Origin of the sequence: Sulfobacillus sp. hq2, from assembly GCF_002903155.1 — a bacterium.
In the GTDB taxonomy this organism is placed as follows: Bacteria; Bacillota; Sulfobacillia; order Sulfobacillales; family Sulfobacillaceae; genus Sulfobacillus; species Sulfobacillus thermotolerans.
Genome location: NZ_NWUL01000047.1, coordinates 297,229 through 320,247 on the forward strand (window position 1 = coordinate 297,229; position 23,019 = coordinate 320,247).

The window sequence follows — 23,019 nt, forward strand, 5'->3', positions numbered from 1 at the left end:
GCGGCACCAGCCCTTGGCCTTGACGCCATCATTCTAGTGGATTACAGGCAATACCGCATCCGCTAAAATCTCAGAGAAATCTCGCACCCTGACACCCTCTTCGGCCCCCAAGGACTGCACCCCATCTTTCAGCATCGTCAAACAAAAAGGACAGGCCGTGGCCACCGTGCTAGCCCCCGTCGCGACGGCCTCTTGCGCACGATTTTGGTTAATGCGCTGGCCTTGCTTCTCCTCTAGCCACATTCTCCCGCCTCCCGCTCCACAGCAGAAACTTTGCTCCCGTGAACGGTCCATTTCTACCAAGGACAAACCGGGCACCGATTGCAAAACATCGCGCGGGGCATCAAAAACACCATTGTATCGTCCTAAATAACACGAGTCATGGTACGTCAGGGTCTGCGCCTCTTGTGCCTGAGGAACCAGTTTGCCCTCCGCGACCAATTCGGCGAGATATTCCGCATGATGCTTGACGGTATACTCACCCCCAAACTCAGGATATTCGTTTTTAATGGTATTAAAGCAGTGCGGACACGTCGTCAAAATCAGATCCGGATGCACGGCGTTTAAGTTCTCAATATTTTCAGCCGCCAGGGATTGGAAGAGATATTCGTTTCCAAGCCGTCTGGCGGAGTCACCCGTACATTTTTCCAGCGCGCCCAATACGCCAACATCCACACCTGCCTCTTTCAACAGCTTAACCGTGGCTTCAGCGACCTTGTGCGCGCGGTCGTCGTATGTGGCCGCGCATCCCATCCAGTACAACACCTTGGGCCGATCACCCTTACTCACATCCTTAATTCCCATCTCTTGGGCAAAACGCTGCCGAGGATCGGATCCTAATCCCCAGGGATTACCCTGCGTTTCCATGTTACGAAAAACATTTTGCGCTTCCGCTGGCATTTCTCCTTGGGTCAGCACGAGATGACGGCGCATCCCGACGATTTTCACGACATGCTCATCAAAGACAGGGCAGGCCTGCACACACGCCCCACAGGTCGTACACGCCCACAAATCCTCTTGGGCGATAACACCACCGGCAAGCGGCAGTTCGACACACGCGATTTCCTCCGCAGACCGTTCTTCCGGTGATTTTTGCAAAATCGGACCGACTTCTTCGAGTTGATGGCGCAGGGTGACGATAATATTTTTGGGGGACAGGGATTTTCCCGTCTGATTGGCTGGACACTGCGCGGTGCAACGTCCGCACTGTACACACGCATAGGTATCAAGCAAATCTTTCCACGTCAAATCATTGACCTGGCCAATGCCAAAACTTTCTTGGGTCTCATCTTCAAAATTCAACGCCGGCAACTGCCCTTTAGGTCCTAAATTGCGATAATAAATATTAAACGGCGCCACCATTAAGTGAAAGTGCTTGGAATACGGCAGATATACAAGAAATCCCAACAAAACCAAGGCATTAACCCACATCGAGATGTGCAGCCCCATCACGTCAGCAGCGGGGCCAAAGTGGCGGAGCCAGCGTCCCAAAGCGCTGCCAATAGGCGCATAACTGCCATGCGGTGCCAGCGCCATCTGAAAGCCCTCGATACTCAGCTGCGCCAAAATAATTAACGCAATCAAAATCAGCACGGCACCCGCATCCCAATTTCGGACTAACCGCGGTGTGTGAGCCACATACCGTTTATACGCAGCCATGCCGACGGCAATCAACACCAGTACCGCGACGATATCAAAGGCCGAATCGATGAGCGTTCCTGCAATCCCCCCTGGCGCTCCTAAACCCGGGAAGAGACCATCCAAGAAAAAAATAGCGGTTTCGACGGAGACCACAAAGAAACCCCAAAACATCAAGACATGCATGATGCCCGAGAAACGTTCTTTGAGCACCCGGTGTTGACCAAAAACTTCTGTCATCACTCCAGCCCATCGTTGCCCTGATTGACCTGTGCGGTCATCAGCCTGTCCTAAGTGAACGAGCGCTAATTTTTCCTGGACTAACAACCCAAACCACAACAGGGCCAAAGCCACCAGCGCGATAAAGAAAATATGGTTAAGCGTCACGGCCGTTGCCTCCTCATATGAGGTCTTCTGTCCCATTCTACCATTAGTTAATTATTGTTGTATACAAATATTTCTTTTAAAAATCTTTCATCAGGGTGACGACAACATGCTGGGCCAATGCGCGTCCGAGCGCAATTTTACTGGGGCCAACCAACACAATAACCGGCCCCTTCGGCAATTGCTGGTGCACCGTCAGCACCCGACCTGGAACAATGCCCAGGCGAATCGCTTGCAAGCGGCTGTCAGGCAACAAAATCTCCGATACCAGCACTTGTTGGCCTGGCTTTACCTCATCGAGTGTCACCGTGTACCCTCCGCGTCAGGAGGTCCGCTTGTGGCCGCAACCGTGGTCGCAGGTGCCTTATATGCAAGGCGGGCAACCAATGCGGAAATCTCGTAAACTAAATAGATGGGAATCGCCATCAATGTCATCGACAACGCATCAGGGGGCGCTAAAATAGCAGAAATAAAGAAGGCTAATAAAATCGCATAGCGGCGGTAGCGCCGAAACATGATAGGCTGCACCAGACCCAAGTGTGCCAAGACCCCAGACACCAGCGGTAATTCGGCCACGATGCCAAAAGGAACTGACAAATCAATAATAAAGCTTAAAAGACTTCCAAGACGCCACATGGGTTGGATGCCGTGCCCCGTAAAGGATAGCATCACATGCAAGACAATCGGCACAAAAACAAAATACCCGGCCGCTGTGCCTACCAAAAATAAAACCAGACCGGGTCCTACCACTACGCCCACAACATGACGCTCCACAGGCGTTAGCCCGGGCAAAATAAACGACGCCACTTCATACAAAATCAATGGCGACGTCAAAATCAGCGCCATTGCAAAATCTAATTTAATGAGCGCAAAAAACGCTTCGGTGACGCCCGTCACAATGACGTGATGCACCGGCGTATGCTGAATAATCCAGTGCAAGACGGGACGCGTAAAGAAAAACCCTACTAAAAAAACCACCGCAACCGCTCCCAAGATGACAAAGAGTCGGTTGCGGAGTTCCGTTAAGTGTTCCGTTAACGTCATCTCTCTATCGTTCATAGCCGCTCCTCTACCGCAACCTAATGAGGGTCCACCAACCCGCGCCGAATCGCATAGGCGGCGGCTTGCACACGATTTTCAAAGTGCAGTTTTTGTAAAATGTTGCGGAGGTGATTCTTAACCGTGTTTTCCGAAATAAACAACCGGGTCGCAATGTCTCGGTTAGAAAAGCCTTCTCCAACCAATTTCAATACTTCGAGTTCACGCGTGGTCAACTGGGTTTGCTGGCGTTCAACGTCATGAGACGAAAAGGCACGGATAATTTTCAACGCCACATCCCCGGAAATCGATGCCTCACCCCGAATTTGCGCCGACAACTCTTCGAGAAATTGCTCAGGATCTAGATGTTTGAGTAAGTAGCCCTGTGCCCCAGCCTTAACGGCTTCAAACAATAAATCATTCTCATCGCTAGCCGTCAACACCACAATCTTCACATACGGCATTTGTTCTTTGATAATCCGTGTGGCTTCCAAGCCCCCGCCACCCGGCATATTAATGTCCATTAAAATCAAATCGGGCATCAATTCTTCGGCCAGTCGCACCGCTTCTTCGCCTGTTTCGGCCTGCCCTACCACTTCAAGGTCGGGACGGCTGGACAATAATGACGCCATACCGGACCGAAATAATGCATGATCATCCACCAGCATAACTCTTGCCTTTTCCACCAAGCTCTCCTCCTTTGTCACCATCCAACTGATACGATATCGTAACTGTCGTTCCTTGTCCAGGCACAGACTGAATCGATACCTTTCCACCAAAAGTTTGGGCGCGTTCTTGCATAATGCCTAGCCCAAAATGATGAGTGGGGCGGTCCTGACTCACAATAAATCCTTTCCCATCATCTTGGACCACAACCTCAACCCTATCTCGTTGCATTTCCGCCCGAATATGCACATGTTGGGCTTGGGCATGCTTGCGAACATTGGCCAGAGATTCCTGAATAATGCGCAAGATCTGAACGGACGCCATATCGCTCCAAGGTACCCCGTCGTTCGGCAACGCGGTGACTTCCACGGCAATATGACTGCCCTCTTCGAAATCTTTGGCCAACGTCCGCACGGCTGGCCAAAACCCCTCTTCTAGGCGCTTTCCCGCACGCAAGTCATAAAGGGATTGCCGAACTTCAGAATATGACTTATTGACAGCGGCGCGAATATCTTCAAGTTCTACCTTTAGCTCGTCAGTTCGGTTAGCCTCGAGCAGTGTTTTGGCTTGATAGACCTTGAGATTAATGACCGCCAGACTTTGCGCCAACCCGTCATGCATTTCCCGTGCCAAGCGTTCTCGTTCTTGCAACGACAACATCGCATCCTGATATTGCCGCCGTTCCCGTTCGATTTTTTCAATCACATCAAACACATAGGACGAAAAACCCGCCGCCCCCACTAAGGTCACGGCTACCGCTACCAAGCTCACCCCCGCTGGAGGCAGAATCTGACGCAAATAATAAAATCGGACCGTCTCCGCTATGGCGACAAAGAGCGTGGGACCGATAGTCGTTAGCAGTTTTAGCCTGCGATACCGTCTATGGTCATCATAGCCCATGTTCGTTCCTCCTTGCCGCACCATCTATTCCTGACTCGTATATTTTACCTATACCATGAAATAACGGTAAAGGGGCTAGGTAGATCCTTGGAAGCAGTCCCAAACACCTATTCCCGCGCCTTAGTCGTCCGCAGCCACGCCATGCTGCCAAAAATAACGACATTCCCGGTGTACACGGTCAGGCTGGTCCAATAAAGCCAAATGCCCACTACGAGGCAACACCTTAAGCGTTCCCTGTGGCAGCAACTGACACACCGCGTCGGCCTGAGCGGCATCGGTACGCGTATCTAAAGCTCCCACCATCACCAGCGTCGGCACAGACACGGCCGGATAAATCCGTTCGTTTGATTCGGTGTAAATGATGCGCATCGCCTCTAAATACCGCTGCACATTACAACTGCCCAGCTCAAGGGCTAAGTTTTCTTGAATTTCCCCCGAAGCGTACATCGTCAGGGTATTGTGTGCATATTCACGCGCAAATGCCGCCATCCCATTCGTCTCCAACTGTTGTTGTCGCTTCGATACATCCGCCTCTTGCCCATAAAATCCCAAAGTAGCGCCGATAACCGTTAAGGATCGTACCAGACCGGACGGATTTTGTACGGCAGCACGAGCCATCACCCATGTTCCTAATGACACCCCCAACAAATGCACGGGCATATTAAGCGCTTGGACAATATCGGCCACATCATGCACCCAGTCAGACATGGTCGGTTGCCATTCGGTATGGTCTCCAATTCCCCGGGGATCCCATGTCACCATGACAAACTCCCGTGACAAGGCGGGGACCATGCGGTGAAATAAAAAGCGTCCCAATCCCAGACTCGGATGGCACAACACCGCTTCATGCCCCTTGCCATAGACATAATACGTCAATCCTGTGGCCGTCCGCATACGACGCTGGTCCACCCCTTCCTTCCAAAGACTCATGGCTTGTCCCCACCATTCCATAATTTGAACGCTAGACGATAGTCCTCTGGGGTGTCAATATCTATAGCCGGATTAGGACGCCCCTCGATGGTCCGCAGAAGCCGGCATTCTGGAGCCAACGACGCTAACACGGGGCCCAATCCTGCATCTCCTTGTGCATCGCGAGTCCATCCCATCGCTTCCGCATCCAGCAGCACGGGATGCCCCACTTGCCCATTATAATAGGGACGCACAGCATGACACGTCTTTTCCCTGCATAAAAACCCTTCGAGTACAAAGTCGATATCATCCGCCGTAATAAAAGGTTGATCCGCTAAAAACACCGCCGCCGCGGCGCCGGGCCACCGGTACGCAACCCGCTCAAGCCCTAAACGCAAGGACCCAGATAAGCCGCGCTCCGGGGCCGGGTTAAAGACATAGTCCACACCGAGCTCCTTCGGCAAGACCTGGTGATGAACAACCACAACGGGCATTCCCACAGCCTGAATGGTTTCCACAATGTGGCCTAGCACCGTGCGGCGGCCCCACGGCAACAAATATTTAGGGCGCCCCATCCGTGACGAAAGACCGGCCGCCAACAGCACCGCGACGACGCGGGCAGGAGGCTTACGTCTCTGCTCGGGCTGTTCGGTTGTGCTCATCGCCACCGGTCTTCCCTTCCGTTCGAGGCTGACCCAATCGACCTCACCCATCAATTTTGTGAGCACGTTTGGAAATTTCACTAAAAAATTGTCCTAAAATGACACTCGACGCGCCCGACAGCACTTTTTGAGCCACTCCTGATGAAGGAGATCCGAATTGTCCTTCTCCCTCATAGTGTAGATCCGTTTGCTGTCCATTTCCACTAGCCGTCAAGGTAATCCTCAGATCCATCTCGATCGTTCCTGCCGGGCCGTTCCCACTAAGATGGAGATGGTAGAAAACCGGAGCCTTAATCTGGTCAATCTGCATGGTGCCGGCATATTTCCCTTTAAATCCGGGAATCCCTAACTCCATCTCTACATGGAAAATGTTGTCGCCTTCGGGTGTCATACGTTTTAACCCCGGCATCGCCTCCACTAACACCGCCGGATCCATCAGCAACCCAAACGTCGTCTCAGCCGTCGCGTCGATCACTTTGTGGTTATCTATCTCCATGCGCATCCCCCTTAAGCCAACTGAGAGCATATCTAAGCCCCAAGGCCGCTATTGACGCCCTTTTAGGTATATTCATGAACCGTAGTACTTAGTGCTGTTTCCTGTTTTTGCCCACGAACGCCTGACATGGTAGGATAGCGATATCACACCCTGTGGGATAAGGAGGGTACACCCGTGCGACTGTTCAACGTGGAACAACAATTAGAAGAGCGGTTTGAGGCATTTCTGGAGCCGCGTATTGAACGCTGGTTCCGCAAGTTTCTAGACTCCCCGGCAGGAGAAGAGCTAATTTCCGGCATTCTCGCGGATGTCATGGTATCTTGGATGCGTCCTGGATCTTCCGAAGGCCACAGTTATTTAGAAGGCATTGTCTTAGACCTCGTAGGCCGTCTTAAGGATAACCCCGAGTTTCGTACCCGTCTCTTAGCCATAGTGACCGCCAAAGAAAGTCCCAAGTCTTAAGTGTCAAGCTTGGCGTTTGTTCGAAGCCCGCCGATACTTTTTCATCAAGGTTTCACGGTCCATGACCAACAGGACCGGATGGAGCCGCAAAAATCTATGGAATGTCCGCCATCCTTCAGAATGATAAATGGCCATGAGAAAGATTAAATAGACCCACATCGTCCATTTGCGAAACCCCGATACGGGGACCCGATCAAACCCCAACTTCTCAATCGCGCTCGTCGCATCCAACAACGTAATCCCGCCCACCACTTCAATATGCTGGTATTTGGGATGTTCATCCACATACTGCGCGAGATCGCTAAGCGAACGCATTACAGCATGAAAAGCTCGCAAACCTCCGGCTCGGCCCGCGCTCATTTGAGACAAGGCCGGATTACCAAAATGGATTTCTCCCATAGGGTCACCTTTGCTTACCGTACGCCCCGAACTCAGCGTGATAGACGGGTAGGGAAAGCGGATATAGCCCAGGCGGAGAACGGGATCCCCTCCTAAAGATGAAGCAATAGTATCAATGTCCCAGCTGCGCGTAAATCGGGTTTCCCACCACGTCCACCACCGCCGCAATTCCGACACTTCCGGTTTTAAGTCAGACACACGGACTGGCTCCATGCCTAATTTTCTAAGTTGCGGGATCATCATTGCCACCGCTTGGGCGGTCGCCGTCCGGTCTCCCCCCGCATCGTGCATCACAACAATGGCTCCCGGCTGCGCTAACTGAGTCACGTAGTGATCAATAAATTCGGCCGTGCGTCCCGGCTTCCAATCATCTGGTGCAATGGTCCATAGCACACGGCGCAACCCCAGTTGATGGGACACCCAGTAGGTCATAAGATTGAAATGTCCCCACGGTGGGCGGTATACAAGCGGCCTTACACCCGTAATTTGCTCAATAATTTCAATCCCTTGCTCCAATTCTTTCCGTACACTCCACGGCCAGAATAAATACATCGAGCGATGCTGAAACCCATGCAGTCCAATTTCATGCCCGCCTTGTACGATAGCCTGAAGCACTTCGGGATAATGACGCGCGCGCTCAGCAACAACAAAAAAAGTCGCATGAGCCCCGTGCGTATTCAAAGACTCTAAAATGGCCGCCGTATCGGCTCCCGGCCCATCATCAAACGTCAGCGCGATTTGGTGGCTATCCCTAGCCCCAAGCGCCCCTTTCCACTGCAACTGATGCCAGAGCAGATCGGGAATGAGATAGAGGATGGCCCATATCACGATTAGTAACCCAATAATCCAACCCATGAATCCAGCAATCCCCCTATGTTCATCGCCGGCGCTTCTTACACCGATATTTTGTCTTGCACGCGAAATGATGCGTAAAAGGTGCCCATGATGAGTAAAATGATGGCTGAGGCTACAAAGGGTAGCCAAATTCGGTACGCAAACAACCGAGTCCCTAAAATAGGACCCACCGACATGCCAAATCCTTCAATGGTCATAAACACACCCCAAAGCCATCCCTCGATCTCCTTAGGGATGAGTTCCGCTAAAAATGCGTTCCAGGATGGCAAGATCATCGCATACGAGAGCCCTAAAATACCCCCAAAGACGATCAATTGAAAGAAGTGGCGAAAAAAGGCAATTCCCAATAAAGCACTACCGGCAACGAAAAATCCGCCCACAAGGGGAACCCGCAAGCCAAAGCGGTCCGTAATTTTTCCCATGGGGACGAGTAAGATCACGGTAAAAGCGCCACTGCCCAATAACAATTCGGCAAATTCTACGTGACTGAGGTGTAATACCCGCGTTGTAAACGGCTGCAAAATCGGCAACATTAGTCCGAGGGTCATATTTTGGACAAAGGTACCAGGAATCACCCAGCGAAACCGCCACAATGTTTTCCATAGGGGGTGGGACTTCAAATGCTGCTCATGAATGTGGGTCAAACGTGGGTCAGAGACCATGATGGTCACCGCAAAGGCTACCACGTCCGCTATCACCAACAAAAGAAATGCTGTACGGTCCCGTCCCCCCAAGAGAAAATTAATCAGCACCGGGCCCAACCCTGAACCGGTTAACCATGCCGCAAAGACCACGCCCATCATGGACGCCCGCCGTTCGGGCGCGGTGAGTCGATTTGTCCCCGTCACGATAGCCGGCCAATGCGTGGCCGTCCCCACGCCTAACAGCGCAACAAACACAATAATCATCGCCGGCTGCGTCGTATTCATCGCCCCAATAAGGGACAAGCACTCAATCGCCAAACCAATCGTCAACACCCGCGGTACTCCGATATGGTCGACCAGCCAGCCCGCAGGCCCTCTAAAGACCGTATCCAAAAAATAGTGGCTCGATAGGGCCCACCCGACAATGGTCAACGAGGCGCCTAAGGGGCCGGTCACGTAGGCAGGAAGCAACGAAATAATGAGAGCACCGCGGGCAAATTCCGCTAATCCCAATATCACGAGCAATAATGTCTGCGGCAAAGACATCCGCTCACGCTGGAGCATGAGCTTCCTCATTTTGCAGCGCCAAATAGATTTGTTGTGCCACAATCTGCGCAGCGTCGGCATGACCTAACGCGCGCGCTTGATGCGCCATGGATTTCAGTTCCCAAGGGTGTTCTAACAAATGCGTCACGATCTCCCCCAAATCCTCTTCACTATGCGCTCGACGCCCTGCGCCATTACGCACCAAAAATTCGGCGTTGGCGTCCTCTTGGCCCGGAATGGGCCGATAAATGATCGTGGGCAGCCCTCGACATAGCGACTCCGTTGTCGTAAGCCCTCCTGCCTTGCTAATGAGCAACGAGGATATCGCCATCAATTCGTGGACATTATTCACGTAGCCTAGCACGACCATAGGATTCGCCGCCTGCGGCAAGTATTGTTTGGCCAAGTTCATCCGCACGGCTTCATGGCCAGCAATCACAATGGTTGTATGCGGTACCCGCACTTGATCCAGAATCTTAAGGACTTGAACATATTCCCCGATGGGCATATAAGCGCCGCCCATAAATAATAAAATCGGCAAAGTAGCATCCACGTTTAACGACGCTTTCACCCGTTCGATATCGACCTCTTCTTGAAAGCGCTCATCCACCGGAATTCCCGACACCATAATTTTGCTGTCAGGCACCTTACGGTCGAGTAATTCGTTACGCATATCTTCGCTACCGACGAAGTACATGTCAACGGCGGGATGAATCCACTGCGAATGAACGCTGTAATCGGTCATCACCACAAAGTTAATGGCGTCGAGCTTGCCCTGCTGCTTCAGCGTTGAGACCACTCCCGCCGCCGTAGGATAAGTCGACACAATCAATTTGGGCGGAGCATCCTTTAACGCCGTATAGAATCGTCTCATGCCGATATGATTAATCATGCGCTGGGTATGCGACATGGGATCGATACTTTGCGTTGACATATAGAACCAACGCCACAATGATGGCGCCCGTTTCACGCTTGTCAAATAGCCCCAACGAATAAGATTATCTAGGCCCGGATTGACAAATCGGTAATAATCCAAAATGCCCAGGCTAATCTGACTGTCCATCAAGAGAAGTTGTAAGGCCACTGCTTTAGCCGCTCGCAAATGACCGTCTCCATAACGGGCAGCCAAAATCATCACTTCGGGATGGAGGCTTAAGGTTGCATCATGGTGGGTGGCCAACCAGTCAATCCAATCTGACGACTGTTTAAGGTCTTGTCCTGATGCGGGAACCATGTCCATTCATTCACCTCCATCATGCGCGTGGCTCGCAACCACCTTCATGTTTTGTTTCATCTCAAGTGTACGATACCATGGACGCTAAAAAGTGGCTAGTCTGCCATTACATCCTAATATATGCTATGCAGAGAGAAAGGAGAGCTTGTCGTGCTCACGGTCATTCAAGGCATCCCCATTGAAAAGATTGTTAAGCAATCACGGTTTATTAGTGTCGCCTATCACGTGCGCACGCATGACGACGCGTTATCCCGATTAACCTCGGTTCAAAATCAATGGCCCAAGGCCACCCATTACGTCTGGGCCTATATTTTAGATCCAGGTCATGAGCGCATGACCGACGACAAGGAGCCTCAAGGCACCGCAGGAGCCCCCACTTTAGCCCTTTTGCAAAAACATCACCTGATTCACACCATGCTTATCACGGTTCGTTATTTTGGGGGCACAAAGCTGGGAACGGGCGGCCTTGTGCATGCTTATCAAGACGCAGCAAAAGAGGCTCTTGCCCAGGCGAAACTGGGCCAAGAGCAAGAAGGGATTGAGATTCACTTGCTCGTCCCCTACTCCCAATGGGAGCCCCTTAAAAAATTCATGGCGGATAATGCGTTAAACGTTTCCGTTGATTTTTCACAAACCGTAGGGGTCCAGTGCGCGCTGTCCGAGACGCTTTGGGATCAAATCCACGACACGATTTTATATAAAATTGCCCCCAACAGCCAAGTCGTGGCAACCCACCGGGTCCCCTTAGTCCTGCCCTATCCCTAAACTAACGGTCGATGAGGTGTCCCTCGGTGGCCGCTTGACTCCAAAATAGATATTCATATCCTACGGACCGTTCAAATACGTTCTGCACCTGCGGCCAATCTGCTTCATCAACCGCCATCGCGTTCACAATGGCCAATAGTTCCTCGACCGCTTGGCCGTACTCATCTCCCGCATACGTCTCAATCCACTGTTGATAGAGCGGGTCAGGCGAATGGTAATGCGCCTTGAGATGAATGCCGATTTCTTGATAGCTGAGGTAGCACGGCAAGACCGCCGCCATCGTTGCCGGCCAGGTGCGGCTCCACGCCGTTCGCACCAAATGGTCCGTATATGCGATGGTCGCTAAACCAGGCACTGCCCTGCCCAGATCCGCGGCCGACACGCCAAATGCTGGCAACAGCGAAGCATGGAGCGCTGTTTCCACAGTCGTCACATTCTCCGCGTGGCGCAAGAGCGTTTCTGTCCATTCCCGTCTCGGAGCACGCGACGCGGCAACGGCGAGTGTGGACAAAAAATCCCCTAGATAAAGAGCATCTTGCGTCAAAAAATACCCAAACTGCCGATGTGACACGGTGCCCTCCCCGATTCCGGCGACAAATGGGTGGTGAATCAACTGCTGCCATTGATCCTTAGCCGAATCTTTTAATCGGTTTACCATCGTCATGGGTCTTCACCCCTTTATTAGTGCTCTCTTAATCTGCGGCACGCTTCTTGTTTGTCCGCTGCTTGCCAGACAGCAGAGATGACGGCAATTCCGTTAACCCCGCACTGCCACACCGCCCCTGCATTCTCCAAGCTAATGCCTCCAATGGCCACAACCGGTGCCATGGCCTGTGCGACCCTAGTCCATTCTCGAAGCTTACTTGTGCCCACAGCCGGGCCAGCATCAGATTTTGATGCCGTCGCAAAGACCGGCCCCATACCAAAATAGTCCGGGGGACTAGCCTCAGCCGCCAACACTTCTTGTAGCGAACTGACGGATAACCCGACCGTCAACTGCGACGCTAACGTTCTCACCATGGAGACGGGCATGTCGTCTTGCCCCACATGAACCCCATCGGCTCCTAACGCTAAAGCCACATCGACCCGATCATTGACGATAAACGCCAACCCATACTTCTGACATAATTCCTTGAGCATGCGCCCACCGTCTATTAACTCGCGTGTTGACCGGTCTTTGCTGCGCATTTGCACGACCGTCGCTCCTCCCAGAGCGATGGCTTGCACGCCACTCCTTAAGGATTCTTCAGACAAGGCAAACGGGTCCACCAAAACGTGCAAACTTAAATCCATGGCGATTGCCCCCAGTGGTGAAGCAATGGCCCATGTCCGTGCCCAAGCCCCGGAGCATGACGAATGGCTTGCGTAACATACTCCTTGGCAGTCGAAATCGCCTGCTCGATATTGTCGTGACGCGCCAAGCCTGCGGCAATCGCACTTGATAGGGTACAGCCCGTGCCATGTGTATGCAAGGTCTCGATTCGCGGAGCCGATAGCCATGTTTCACGGCCCTCATGCAGCAATAAATCCACCGCCTCTTCGTCCGCCAAATGACCGCCTTTGATCAACACAAAGGGGACCCCCAAATTCTCTAGAACATGCGCAGCCTTTTGCATATCGGCACGGGTTTGCACAGGAAATCCCACTAACGCCGAGGCTTCTGGCAAGTTGGGAGTCACGACGGTGGCAAGGGGCAACAGTACATCACGCAAAGCCTTTTCCGCGCCAGGATCGAGAAGGGGTGCCCCTCCTTTGGCGCGCATCACGGGATCAAGGACCACAGGAATGCCAGGCCATTGGCGTAGCCGCTCTGCGACTACCTCAATGATGGGCTTCGAAAACAACATGCCAATCTTGATAGCATCTGTACCCAAGTCCCGGGTGACGGCGTCGATTTGCGCCCCCACGACTTCGGGATCCAACGCTTGGACACGTTCAACACCAACCGTGTTTTGCACGGTGATGGCAGTAATCGCCGACATTCCAAAAACAGAAAATGCCATAAAGGTTTTCAAGTCGGCCTGAATGCCAGCCCCGCCCCCCGAATCCGATCCTGCAATCGTCAAAGCTCTCGCCATCATTTGGGCGATCTCCCGGCGGCTAAAGCGCCAAAAGCCGCCCAAAACGGGTCAATGCGCGGATGTACCAAGGGCATCCGTCGCCCATGAGCCTCCCGCCACATGCCCTCAGACGCTGGACGCATTTCCCCAATGACTGACACGTCAATGCCTTGCGCCTTTAATGCCCGCATCACTTTATCCACCGCATGGGGTTTGACCGTTAGCAACAAGGTGCCCTCGCTAATGGCAATGAGAGGGTCGATGCCGGTCAGATCGCAAATGGCTTTGGTCTCTTCCCGCACAATCACCGCCTCATCACGCATCACTACGCCTAGCCCTGAGGCTTCGGCAATCTCATACACGCCACCCACAACCCCGCATTCGGTGGCATCATGCATCGCCGTCACGCCCTGGGACCGAACCCCTTGTGCAGCCGCTGTTAAGGCATCTGTTACGACAGTCATCTCATCAAATAGCGCATCGGCCCGTGCCCAGAGATCATGCCCCAGATGCTGACGGATATAATCAGGAAATGTTGCAGCCATTAGACCGGTTGTTTCAATGGCTGCGCCTTTGGTACATAGCAACAGATCACCAACCTCAGCCATGGCCGTCGTGACGTAGCGATCTTCCGGCCCAATACTCATCACAGTGGCCCCTCCCACCATAGGGAAATCGCAACCTTCGTAACGCGCGGTATGGCCTGACACGACAGCAATGCCCAATGATTGACATGTTTTAGCAAAGGCTTCCCAGAGCTTTTGAAAATCTTGCGTAGTAATGGTAAGGGGGAGATTTAAGTCAACCGTCATTAACGAGGGCGGAAGTCCAGACGTAGCCGCATCCGACGCCAGAATATGAACGGCAAACCAAGCCGCCCGTTCCCATCCATAAGCCGGCACTATAAAAACCGGATCGGTCGTCGTCGCCATTACGGTTCCCGGAGCGACCCGAGTAATCGCAATGTCCACGCCTGAACGCGGTCCAACCAACACTTCAGGCCGGTCTTGTCCCAAATTGGGATAAACATAGTCCCGAAACACTTCCGGAGAAATTTTTCCCATTGCTGGCATTTCTGACTTTCCCACAACGTTCCTCCATTCACCCATCGCCGAATGATGTTTCAGACTAAAAGGCCGGCCACAGTTCCGAGATGCCCGGCCTCTTTGCTCGCTTCGGCGTCATTTTTTGGGAACTGACATCACCTTGTAGCATAGCATCAAGCGAAAACGAAAAGAAGTATAAAACCGCATACGTCAGCGTAGAATTGGGGCTGTCTCAAAAGGCTCTTACCCTAACTTTTCTCCCACTTTACCCCTAAAAACCGGGAAGAAAGTGAATCTTTTCCTCCACTACGCAGGGTAAAACGGGCAAACTTTAGGGACGGCATTACCGCCGACATACCTTTTGAAACAGCCCCGTAAATGCAAACGGTTTTTCGATTATTGGTTGTCAGGCCCCGCTCGCACCAAAACTTCCTAGATTAGAGCTGGGCCAACCCAACACGATTCTTTACAGCCTTATTGACTTAACACGGGGTAGGTGCCAAAACGGCGAGACCACTCCGCGTGGGAAGCCCCAGCCGACCACGCGGCGTTTAATGCATCCACCGTTCCGACCGCATCGATCCAAAACCGATAGGCAAACGGCGCCCCCGGTCTCGGCCGCGACTCCACCTTAGACAAATTGATGCCCGCTTTTTGAAACTCCTGCAAATACGCAACCAACGAGCCGGGTTCGTCTGGCAAATCCACAACCCCACTGGTTTTGGTTAATCCCAGCGGCGATTCAATAGTCAGTTGCTTTTGACTCAGCAGCCAAAACCGTGTCCGGTTATCCGGATGGTCCTGAATTCCCGTACGGACAATGCTCAAGCCGTATATTTCGGCCGCCCTTGGACTGGCAATCGCCCCGGTATCTTCCCGGGGATTTTCGAGCAACTCCTTCGCGCTTCCCGCGGTGTCTAAGGCCACTTCGACCGCGAGCCCATGCTCTTGGCAAAATTTTTGACTTTGCATAAGCGCCTGGGGATGCGACCGAACCCGGCGCAGGCGCGACAAGTCTTGATGTCCATAGGCCATCAACGCTAACTCGACGGGCTGGACAGCTTCCGCCCAAATAGATAATGGGGCAGAAGCTGTCAACAAATCCAGCACATCATACACGGGGCCGCGGTAGGCATTTTCAATTGGGAGAAGCCCTACCGCGTTTGGGTCGTCCAATAGCGCTTGGAATGTCAACGCAAAAGTCTCAAACCCTTTAGCTTTTGCATGCGGCCAATGCGACAAAATAGCGGCTTCACTAAAAGCCCCCGGCGAGCCTTGATAATAAATCACGGGCACAGCTGTCATGCGGTCGCCACATTTTTATCATAAACGGGAACTCCCGTCGAACGGGAATACCGTTTAAACGCCTCGAGTGTCTGCTTCGTAATTGGACCAACCATTCCATCCCCAATCACACGCCCATCACATCCGACCGCCGGCACAATTTCTGCAGCTGTCCCCGTTAAAAAGCACTCATCGGCATTGTACAGGTCATGCAGGGTCAGGTTTTGCTCACGGCAAGGAATCCCCATGTCACGCGCCAACTCCATAACGCATTGGCGGGTAATGCCGTTAAGAATTCCCGCATAGACGGGAGGAGTCAGTAGCTCGCCATTTTTGACAATAAAAATGTTGTCGCCTGTACCCTCCACCACGTAGCCTTGGTGGTTCAATAAGACTACCTCTGGTAGCCCGCGCAAGTTCGCCTCAATCTTCGCAAGAATGTTGTTGAGGTAATTGAGGGACTTAATTGAGGGATTAAGCACATCGGTCGCTGGGCGCCTCGTGGAAACCGACGCTAGTTGTAGGCCATTAAGATACAACTCTTCCGGATATAGGGCAATCCGGTCCGCAATGATAATCACACTAGGCACAGGACATTTGTTAGGATCTAATCCCAAATCGCCTTTACCGCGTGAAACAACCAAGCGAATATAGGCATCTTGCAAATTGTTTGCGCGCACAGTAGCGCACACGGCCTCGGATAATTCCTCTTTTGTATAAGGAATTTCCAAAAGAATACTTTTGGCGGAATCGTAAAGCCGGTCAAGATGCTCGGCGAGTTTAAATACACGTCCTTCATATGCCCGAATGCCTTCAAAAATCCCATCCCCATAAAGAAACCCATGATCAAACACGGATACGCGGGCCTCACTACCGGGTACCATTACTCCGTTAAAATAGACCTTTAGTTCATCCATCCCATGTTCCTCCTGTTTTGCAAACGTCACGATGCTGTTATCCTTCTAGAACCATTGATAATGGCTGCCCCGCTGGGACCATTGGAAAAACATGTTCATCCTGTGGCACCCGAACTTCAAGCATAATCGGCCCCTCGATCGTCTCCATGGTTTGTAAGGCTTCTTCCAAGGCCTCTTCAGAATTCACACTAAAGCCTGGGATACCAAATGACTGTGCCAGTCGCACAAAGTCCGGATTCAACAAGTCGACACCAATACGGCGTTGGCCATGAAAAAGGTCTTGCCACTGTCGTACCATGCCATGTCCCTGATTATTAAGGACAATCATCCAGATGGGGATCTTGTATTGGGCCACGGTGCCCATTTCTTGCAAATTCATCTGAAAGCTCCCGTCTCCCGCCAGAAGGACCACACGGTGGCCTTCAGCAGCAAACTGTGCGCCCATCGCCGCGGGAAACCCATAACCCATCGTTCCGGCGCCTCCTGAGGTGAGAAAAGTCCGTGGCTTTTCCCGGCGGAGATATAAAGCGGCCCACATCTGATGTTGACCAACCTCCGTCACCACAATGTCCTCAGCTTGGAGATGGCGATTGACGATTTCCATCACCTTGGGCGTCGCGATACTCCCGTCAGGAGCCGTAGGGGGACGCAGGGGATGATCCTTTTTCCATTCATTAATGGTCGCCCACCACTCCTCGTTGGTGCGCGCGGGAACCATTTCGACAAACTTCGGTAGAATGGTTCGCAGATCTCCACGAATGGCAATGTCTGCCGGAACCAATTTACTCAGTTCTGCCGCATCGACTTCCACATGGATAATGTGAGCATTCGGAGCAAATTCATCCAGTTTGCCCGTGACGCGATCGTCAAAACGCACTCCAAGGGCTAAAATAAGGTCCGCATTTTGAATGGCATTGTTCGCATACCACGTGCCATGCATCCCCAACATCCCGAGCGCCAATGGATGGGTGCTAGGAAATGCTCCCACTCCCATCAGAGTATGAGCAACGGGACATTGATAGGTTTCGGCAATTTGACGCACATACTCCTGGGTCCCGCTTGAAACGACACCGCCGCCAATGTATAGTAAGGGCCGTTTCGCGTTGCGCAGGTAGGACTTAATACGCGCCAACACCAGGGGCTTCTCATCCCATTCAGCCTGTTCTTCTTGCTTCGGCTGAAATTCCCACGGCGGGCACTCCATGAACTGAATGTTCTTAGGAAATTCCACCACCACTGGGCCAGGACGGCCACGCCGTGCGGTCTCATACGCCTCAATTAAGACATCGGCCACCTGACTGGGATCTGAAATACGCCAACTGTGTTTTACCACAGGCATTGTCATATTAAACAAATCCGCCTCTTGGAAGGCATCGGTACCAATGAGGGTGGTTGGCACTTGACCAATCAACAAAACAATCGGCACAGAATCGGTCATAGCGGTCACAAGACCAGTAATGACGTTAGTCCCTCCCGGGCCCGAAGTCGCCATGGCAATGGCGGGTTTTCCGGTCACACGGGCATAACCATCGGCCGCGTGAATCGAAGCTGCTTCATGACGAGACACCACAAATTCAATGGGGTTGTCTTTGCGGGTTGCTAACGAGTCTACTAAAGGAAGAATGGCGCCGCCTGGCACACCAAACACAACCGTTGTACCGAGTTTCGACAAAACTTCCCACGCCAATTCTGCACCGGTCATTGCTGTCTCCTCCTCTGCCAAATGTCCTTTAACCGATTGCCTACAGCCTCCGTGAATTCTTGCGTCGTGGCTTGACCTCCCAAGTCAACGGTTCGGGGCCCTTCGCTTAACGTCTGGGTCACAGCCTCGCGAATCAGGTGCTCGGCGTCGTGTTCTTGCCAACTCCATCCGACAAGAAATGCGAGGGATAAAATGGCTCCTGTGGGATTCGCGCGGTTTTGTCCAGCAATATCGGGGGCCGAGCCATGAACAGGTTCGAATAGTCCACGCGTGCCTGGAGTTCCGGCCACAGACAAGGAACCAAGAAGTCCAAGAGACCCCACCAATCCCCCAGCTAAATCACTTAAAATATCGCCAAAGAGATTTTCCGTCACCACGACTTGGTAATTTTGCGGATTGAGTACCATATCCATAGCTGCAGCATCAACATATCGGTGGCTAAGCGGCACGTCGGGATATTGACGAGCCAGTTCTTCCGTCACTTCACGCCATACTCGGGAGCTTTCCAATACATTGGCTTTGTCCACAGACGTCAATGTCAAACCGTGGTCCTTAGCGTATTGAAAAGCCAATTGTATAATCCGCGTCATTTCGGATTTACGGTATTGTAGCGTATCAATGACTTCCAAGTCTCCTGGTAAAAACCGCCGTCCCCGTGGCTGCCCAAAGTAAAGGCCACCTGTCAATTCTCGAAAAATAATGCCATTCATCACAGGATGTCGTAATGGAGATAAATGCTCGAGACCGGGAATCATTTCGAACGGTCGTAGATTAGCCCACAGTCCCATGTATTGGCGCATGTCGAGCAACCCTGCCTCTGGACGCCTTGGCGCGTTATCCCACTTGGGTCCTCCAACCGCTCCCAACAATACAGCAGAAGACCGGTCAATCGCCTGCTGCGTCGCCTCCGGAAACGGATCGCCGTATTGGTCGATGGCAGCACCGCCAATCGCGGCATGATCCACTTCAACCTGCCAATCTTCCAGCTTCGCCATAATTTCCAGAATCTTCAATGCAGACTCCGTGACCTCGGGCCCAATTCCATCTCCAGCCAACACTAGTAATTGGTGACTCGCCATGATGTCCTCCTTGGTTGTGGCTTAAGCCACGACGTTCTGTGTGCGTTCATATAAATAGGAAAGCGCTTCGTGCAATGCTATCGCTGTCGCTTTCATGACATCGCTGTCCGACGCCTGCCCTCGTGTTTCGCAGTCATAGCCGTTAATCTCCACCTGCACCGTGGCAAGACCTGCCTCACCGGGAGAAATGGGGGACAAATGATAAGCGGTTAATTCCACATGATTCAATGCCAAGGCTCGGGAAAAAGCTTGAAAGAGCGCATGGACCGGACCATCGCCACTCCCAGAGTCTTCGCGGGTTTCTTGACCCACGCGGACTTTGACATAGGCCACCGGGTGATTTTGGCTACCGGTACTAACCTGCCATGCGACGAGCTCCGTATGCCTAGAACGCCGAATTTGCCCCACTTCCTCTTGCCATACCGCCTCCAGGTCTTGGTCATTGATGTCGCTCTTCAGCTCACCCAGTTCCTTGATCCGCGCTTGGATTTGGTCGATTTGCTGGCTCGTGGCGGTTAGCCCCAATTCCTCAAGGCGCTGTCTCAGCGCATGACGACCGGAATGCTTGCCTAATACTAACCGACTAAGACCCCAGCCAACCGTCTCTGGCGTCATGATTTCGTACGTCGACCGGTCTTTTAGCATCCCATCTTGGTGGATCCCGGACTCGTGACGAAAGGCATTTTTGCCAACAATCGCTTTATTCGGCTGTACAGTCATTCCGGTTAATTTACTGACCAATTGGCTCGCACGGTAAATCTCTTGGGTTTTGATGTGGTGTTGGACTTGATATTGGTCTTGACGCGCGGTGAGGTTCATTACAACCTCTTCTAATGAGGCATTCCCCGCCCGTTCGCCAATGCCATTAACGGCCACCTCCACTTGCCGACAACCAGCTTCAATGCCTGCTAATGTATTAGCGACGGCCATTCCGAGATCATCATGGCAATGTACAGACAAGATGACATCCGGATCAGGAATCGCTTCGCGCATGGCCGTGATCAACTGGAAATATTCTCGAGGACTCGTATAGCCGACCGTGTCGGGAAAATTCAGGGTCGACGCCCCTGCCGCAACCGCGATGCGCCCCGCCCGGATTAGAAAATCATGATGAGAACGCGTTGCGTCTTCACACGAAAACTCCACGTCGTCACGATAGCTCTTGGCCAACCGCACCATCGCATCGATGCGTTCCAACACCTCTTCGGGGCTCATCCGCAACTTCGCCTGCATATGAATGGGCGATGTCGCGATAAACACATGAATGCGCGCGTTTTGTGCCTTTTCAAGAGCCTGTGCCGCCCGTTCAATATCCTGGCGATTGCAACGGGCCAACGCCACTATGGATGGGCCTTGAATGGAAGAGGCAATCCGAGACACGGCGTCAAAGTCTCCCTCCGACGCTTGTGGAAAACCTGCTTCCAGATAATCGACCCCTAAACGCGCCAGCTGCTCAGCAATGGCCAATTTTTCCTGTGCGGTCAATGCCACGCCCGGCGACTGTTCCCCATCTCGCAAAGTCGTATCGAAAATGCGTACCGTGTCGGCCATGGACGAACCTCCCTCTTATTTGCCAACCCCATCTTGTTCAACGACTGACGGCTTCAACCAAGACATCATCGATCGCAATTCGCGTCCCACGTCCTCCACACTGTGTTCTTTAGCGGCCTGACGCATCCGGTTAAACGAGGGACGACCCGCTTGATTTTCCGCAATCCAGCGTTCGGCAAAGGTACCATTTTGAATATCCGCCAATACACGCTGCATCTCCTGCTTGGTTTCCTCGGTGACAATTTTGGGACCGACGGTTAAACCGCCGTACTCTGCGGTATCAGAAACGGAATACCACATGGCGCCCATTCCACCCTCATAAATCAAGTCCACAATAAGTTTTAGTTCGTGCAACGTTTCAAAGTAAGCAATTTCGGGTTGATAGCCCGCGCCCGTCAGCGTTTCAAACCCTGCCTGGATCAAACTGGTCACACCACCGCACAATACCGCTTGTTCGCCAAACAAGTCCGTTTCCGTTTCCTCCGCAAATGTGGTGCGGATAACGCCGGCTCGCGTGGCACCAATACCTTTGGCATACGCCAGAGCCATATCCAGCGCATGTCCTGTCGCATCTTGTTCAACCGCCACCAACGCAGGAGTTCCTTGACCTTCCACGTAGAGTCGGCGAACCAAATGGCCTGGAGCCTTGGGAGCCACCATAAACACATCGACGTCAGGCGGTGGAATAATCTGCTTGAACCGAATGGCAAATCCATGAGCAAACGCTAGGGCGTTGCCGGGCTCTAAGCCAGGCAAAATATCTTCTTCAAACAACTGTCCTTGGAGATGGTCGGGTGTAAGAATTTGAATAATGTCTGCTTCACGTGCGGCATCTTTCACGTCCATCGTCCGAAACCCTTGTTCGTTGGCCCGGTCCCGGGAATGTCCTGGGCGGATACCGATGATGACATTGACTCCCGAATCGCGCAGATTTAATGCGTGAGCGTGACCTTGGCTCCCATAGCCAATGATCGCCACCGTCTTATCGGCTAACCACCTCAGATCGGCGCTGTCGTCGTAGTATAATTTTGCGTTCATGATTCCATCCTCCTTGAATGTGGTGAGTCTGAGTTCGAGCGTGTTTGTCATTGATTTTTCCCGATAAGCAACTAGGGAAGAGAGCAAAAACACGGGCATGGTTTTCTTCAATCCACGTGTCCACGGCGTGACGGGGTCCCGCTACGGTGTAGTACCCTGCATGCGCGTCAATGGGTGAACAAGAGACCGCTGGGACATCGCGCACAGCAGAATCCTTAGGCCCTGCAGCGACAAGCACCGTATGAAAAGAGTTCTTCGCGAGAAAGGTGCGCACAATGTCCTGATGCCTTGTCAATTGGCGCATTACCCACCGGGCTTTTTCAGCCGTCGCGTCAATGCCAATCATGGCAGTGAGCCGACCAGCCTCTCGGTCTTTTTTAATGGTCATCTGTTCGATTTCAACATTGCGCTGTCCAAGAAGCAGCAAAAGACGTTGAATAGCGCCCGGCTTATCCTGCATTTCCACCCCAATGAATGGATTCATGAGAGACACCCCCCAAGTCTTAGAAATAATGGCTAATAAAAGAAAAACCCCTTCAGCCGCTATTGGCTAAAAGGGACGCGTTGGCGTGGTACCACCCTTATTTTTCCCTTGGCAAGACCAAAGGACTCGTTGATGGTTAACGACATCACCCGGCTTCGTCTACCTCCAGAACACTCTGGACTCGGGAAGCGCGCTCAAGGGTGAGACACACAACCTCGCCAAACCTCGAGCTTCCACCATCCTCGAGTCGCTGTAGTCTG

24 protein-coding genes are annotated in these 23,019 nt (G+C 52.5%); 2 read left to right on the top strand and 22 right to left on the bottom strand.

The genetic code is table 11. From position 1 onward, the window contains the following. Positions 1-33: 33 nt before the first annotated feature. From CO251_RS14905 to CO251_RS14940, 8 genes are all read right to left on the bottom strand, one after another. Positions 34-2,025 (bottom strand): (Fe-S)-binding protein, encoded by a 1,992-nt coding sequence (locus CO251_RS14905; RefSeq protein ID WP_103376591.1) that lies wholly within the window; start codon positions 2,023-2,025, stop codon positions 34-36. Between the two features lie 76 nt (positions 2,026-2,101). Further along, positions 2,102-2,329: a FeoA family protein gene (locus CO251_RS14910; protein ID WP_103376592.1), complete on the bottom strand. Its 228-nt coding sequence runs from the start codon at positions 2,327-2,329 to the stop codon at positions 2,102-2,104. Then, on the bottom strand, positions 2,326-3,081 hold the full coding sequence (tatC, locus tag CO251_RS14915; RefSeq protein ID WP_103376593.1) for a twin-arginine translocase subunit TatC: 756 nt from the start codon (positions 3,079-3,081) through the stop codon (positions 2,326-2,328). Before tatC ends, CO251_RS14910 begins: the two co-directional genes overlap by 4 nt. Before the next feature lie 20 nt (positions 3,082-3,101). Continuing rightward, complete coding sequence (locus CO251_RS14920; RefSeq protein ID WP_242968632.1) at positions 3,102-3,746, bottom strand: response regulator transcription factor; 645 nt, start codon at positions 3,744-3,746, stop codon at positions 3,102-3,104. Beyond that, on the bottom strand, positions 3,715-4,626 hold the full coding sequence (locus CO251_RS14925) for a sensor histidine kinase (RefSeq protein ID WP_103376595.1): 912 nt from the start codon (positions 4,624-4,626) through the stop codon (positions 3,715-3,717). The genes CO251_RS14920 and CO251_RS14925 overlap by 32 nt, the downstream gene beginning before the upstream one ends. A 120-nt stretch (positions 4,627-4,746) precedes the next feature. Further along, positions 4,747-5,556, bottom strand: coding sequence for an alpha/beta fold hydrolase (locus tag CO251_RS14930; RefSeq protein WP_242968633.1), 810 nt, complete (start codon positions 5,554-5,556; stop codon positions 4,747-4,749). Beyond that, entirely contained in the window at positions 5,553-6,197 is a 645-nt protein-coding gene (locus tag CO251_RS14935; protein ID WP_242968650.1) for an NTP transferase domain-containing protein, read from the bottom strand. Before CO251_RS14935 ends, CO251_RS14930 begins: the two co-directional genes overlap by 4 nt. Positions 6,198-6,240: 43 nt before the next feature. Further along, the gene (locus tag CO251_RS14940; RefSeq protein WP_158246375.1) at positions 6,241-6,693 is read right to left on the bottom strand and encodes a CoxG family protein; all 453 of its coding nucleotides are present in this window, start codon (positions 6,691-6,693) and stop codon (positions 6,241-6,243) included. A gap of 174 nt (positions 6,694-6,867) precedes the next feature. Here CO251_RS14940 and CO251_RS14945 point away from each other — a divergent pair, with 174 nt between their 5' ends. Then, on the top strand, positions 6,868-7,155 hold the full coding sequence (locus CO251_RS14945; RefSeq protein WP_103376598.1) for a hypothetical protein: 288 nt from the start codon (positions 6,868-6,870) through the stop codon (positions 7,153-7,155). A 3-nt stretch (positions 7,156-7,158) separates the two neighbouring features. Here the strand turns inward: CO251_RS14945 and CO251_RS14950 are convergent, their stop codons facing one another. The 3 genes from CO251_RS14950 to CO251_RS14960 are packed head-to-tail and all read right to left on the bottom strand — an operon-like array spanning position 7,159 to position 10,839. Next, complete coding sequence (locus CO251_RS14950) at positions 7,159-8,409, bottom strand: polysaccharide deacetylase family protein (protein ID WP_103376599.1); 1,251 nt, start codon at positions 8,407-8,409, stop codon at positions 7,159-7,161. A gap of 38 nt (positions 8,410-8,447) precedes the next feature. Next, the gene (locus CO251_RS14955) at positions 8,448-9,617 is read right to left on the bottom strand and encodes an MFS transporter (RefSeq protein ID WP_103376600.1); all 1,170 of its coding nucleotides are present in this window, start codon (positions 9,615-9,617) and stop codon (positions 8,448-8,450) included. Then, on the bottom strand, positions 9,604-10,839 hold the full coding sequence (locus CO251_RS14960) for a glycosyltransferase (protein WP_103376601.1): 1,236 nt from the start codon (positions 10,837-10,839) through the stop codon (positions 9,604-9,606). Before CO251_RS14960 ends, CO251_RS14955 begins: the two co-directional genes overlap by 14 nt. A gap of 144 nt (positions 10,840-10,983) precedes the next feature. Between CO251_RS14960 and CO251_RS14965 the strand changes: the two genes are divergently transcribed. Next, positions 10,984-11,598, top strand: a complete 615-nt coding sequence (locus CO251_RS14965; protein ID WP_158246376.1) for a YigZ family protein — start codon at positions 10,984-10,986, stop codon at positions 11,596-11,598. Position 11,599: 1 nt separating this feature from the next. Here the strand turns inward: CO251_RS14965 and tenA are convergent, their stop codons facing one another. The 11 genes from tenA to CO251_RS15020 all read right to left on the bottom strand — a co-directional run bounded on the left by tenA (position 11,600) and on the right by CO251_RS15020 (position 22,759). Then, positions 11,600-12,262, bottom strand: a complete 663-nt coding sequence (gene tenA / locus CO251_RS14970) for a thiaminase II (RefSeq protein ID WP_103376603.1) — start codon at positions 12,260-12,262, stop codon at positions 11,600-11,602. Between the two features lie 17 nt (positions 12,263-12,279). Then, positions 12,280-12,891 carry a thiamine phosphate synthase gene (gene thiE, locus CO251_RS14975; RefSeq protein WP_103376604.1) on the bottom strand — a complete coding sequence of 204 codons (612 nt, stop codon included), beginning with the start codon at positions 12,889-12,891 and terminating at the stop codon, positions 12,280-12,282. Continuing rightward, positions 12,882-13,679, bottom strand: a complete 798-nt coding sequence (gene thiD, locus CO251_RS14980) for a bifunctional hydroxymethylpyrimidine kinase/phosphomethylpyrimidine kinase (protein ID WP_103376605.1) — start codon at positions 13,677-13,679, stop codon at positions 12,882-12,884. The genes thiE and thiD overlap by 10 nt, the downstream gene beginning before the upstream one ends. Beyond that, on the bottom strand, positions 13,676-14,746 hold the full coding sequence (locus tag CO251_RS14985) for an AIR synthase family protein (protein WP_103376606.1): 1,071 nt from the start codon (positions 14,744-14,746) through the stop codon (positions 13,676-13,678). The genes thiD and CO251_RS14985 overlap by 4 nt, the downstream gene beginning before the upstream one ends. A gap of 432 nt (positions 14,747-15,178) precedes the next feature. Further along, positions 15,179-16,009, bottom strand: a complete 831-nt coding sequence (locus CO251_RS14990) for a prephenate dehydratase domain-containing protein (RefSeq protein ID WP_103376607.1) — start codon at positions 16,007-16,009, stop codon at positions 15,179-15,181. Next, entirely contained in the window at positions 16,006-16,905 is a 900-nt protein-coding gene (gene ilvE / locus CO251_RS14995) for a branched-chain-amino-acid transaminase (RefSeq protein WP_103376608.1), read from the bottom strand. Before ilvE ends, CO251_RS14990 begins: the two co-directional genes overlap by 4 nt. A gap of 37 nt (positions 16,906-16,942) precedes the next feature. Beyond that, a complete protein-coding gene (gene ilvB, locus CO251_RS15000; protein ID WP_103376609.1) occupies positions 16,943-18,607 on the bottom strand; it encodes a biosynthetic-type acetolactate synthase large subunit in 1,665 nt (554 codons plus the stop codon). Further along, a complete protein-coding gene (gene leuB, locus CO251_RS15005) occupies positions 18,604-19,686 on the bottom strand; it encodes a 3-isopropylmalate dehydrogenase (RefSeq protein WP_103376610.1) in 1,083 nt (360 codons plus the stop codon). Before leuB ends, ilvB begins: the two co-directional genes overlap by 4 nt. A gap of 21 nt (positions 19,687-19,707) precedes the next feature. Then, the gene (locus CO251_RS15010; protein ID WP_103376611.1) at positions 19,708-21,237 is read right to left on the bottom strand and encodes a 2-isopropylmalate synthase; all 1,530 of its coding nucleotides are present in this window, start codon (positions 21,235-21,237) and stop codon (positions 19,708-19,710) included. A gap of 15 nt (positions 21,238-21,252) precedes the next feature. Beyond that, positions 21,253-22,275, bottom strand: a complete 1,023-nt coding sequence (gene ilvC / locus CO251_RS15015) for a ketol-acid reductoisomerase (protein WP_103376612.1) — start codon at positions 22,273-22,275, stop codon at positions 21,253-21,255. Then, positions 22,220-22,759, bottom strand: a complete 540-nt coding sequence (locus CO251_RS15020; RefSeq protein WP_103376613.1) for a hypothetical protein — start codon at positions 22,757-22,759, stop codon at positions 22,220-22,222. The genes ilvC and CO251_RS15020 overlap by 56 nt, the downstream gene beginning before the upstream one ends. Positions 22,760-23,019 lie beyond the last annotated feature (260 nt).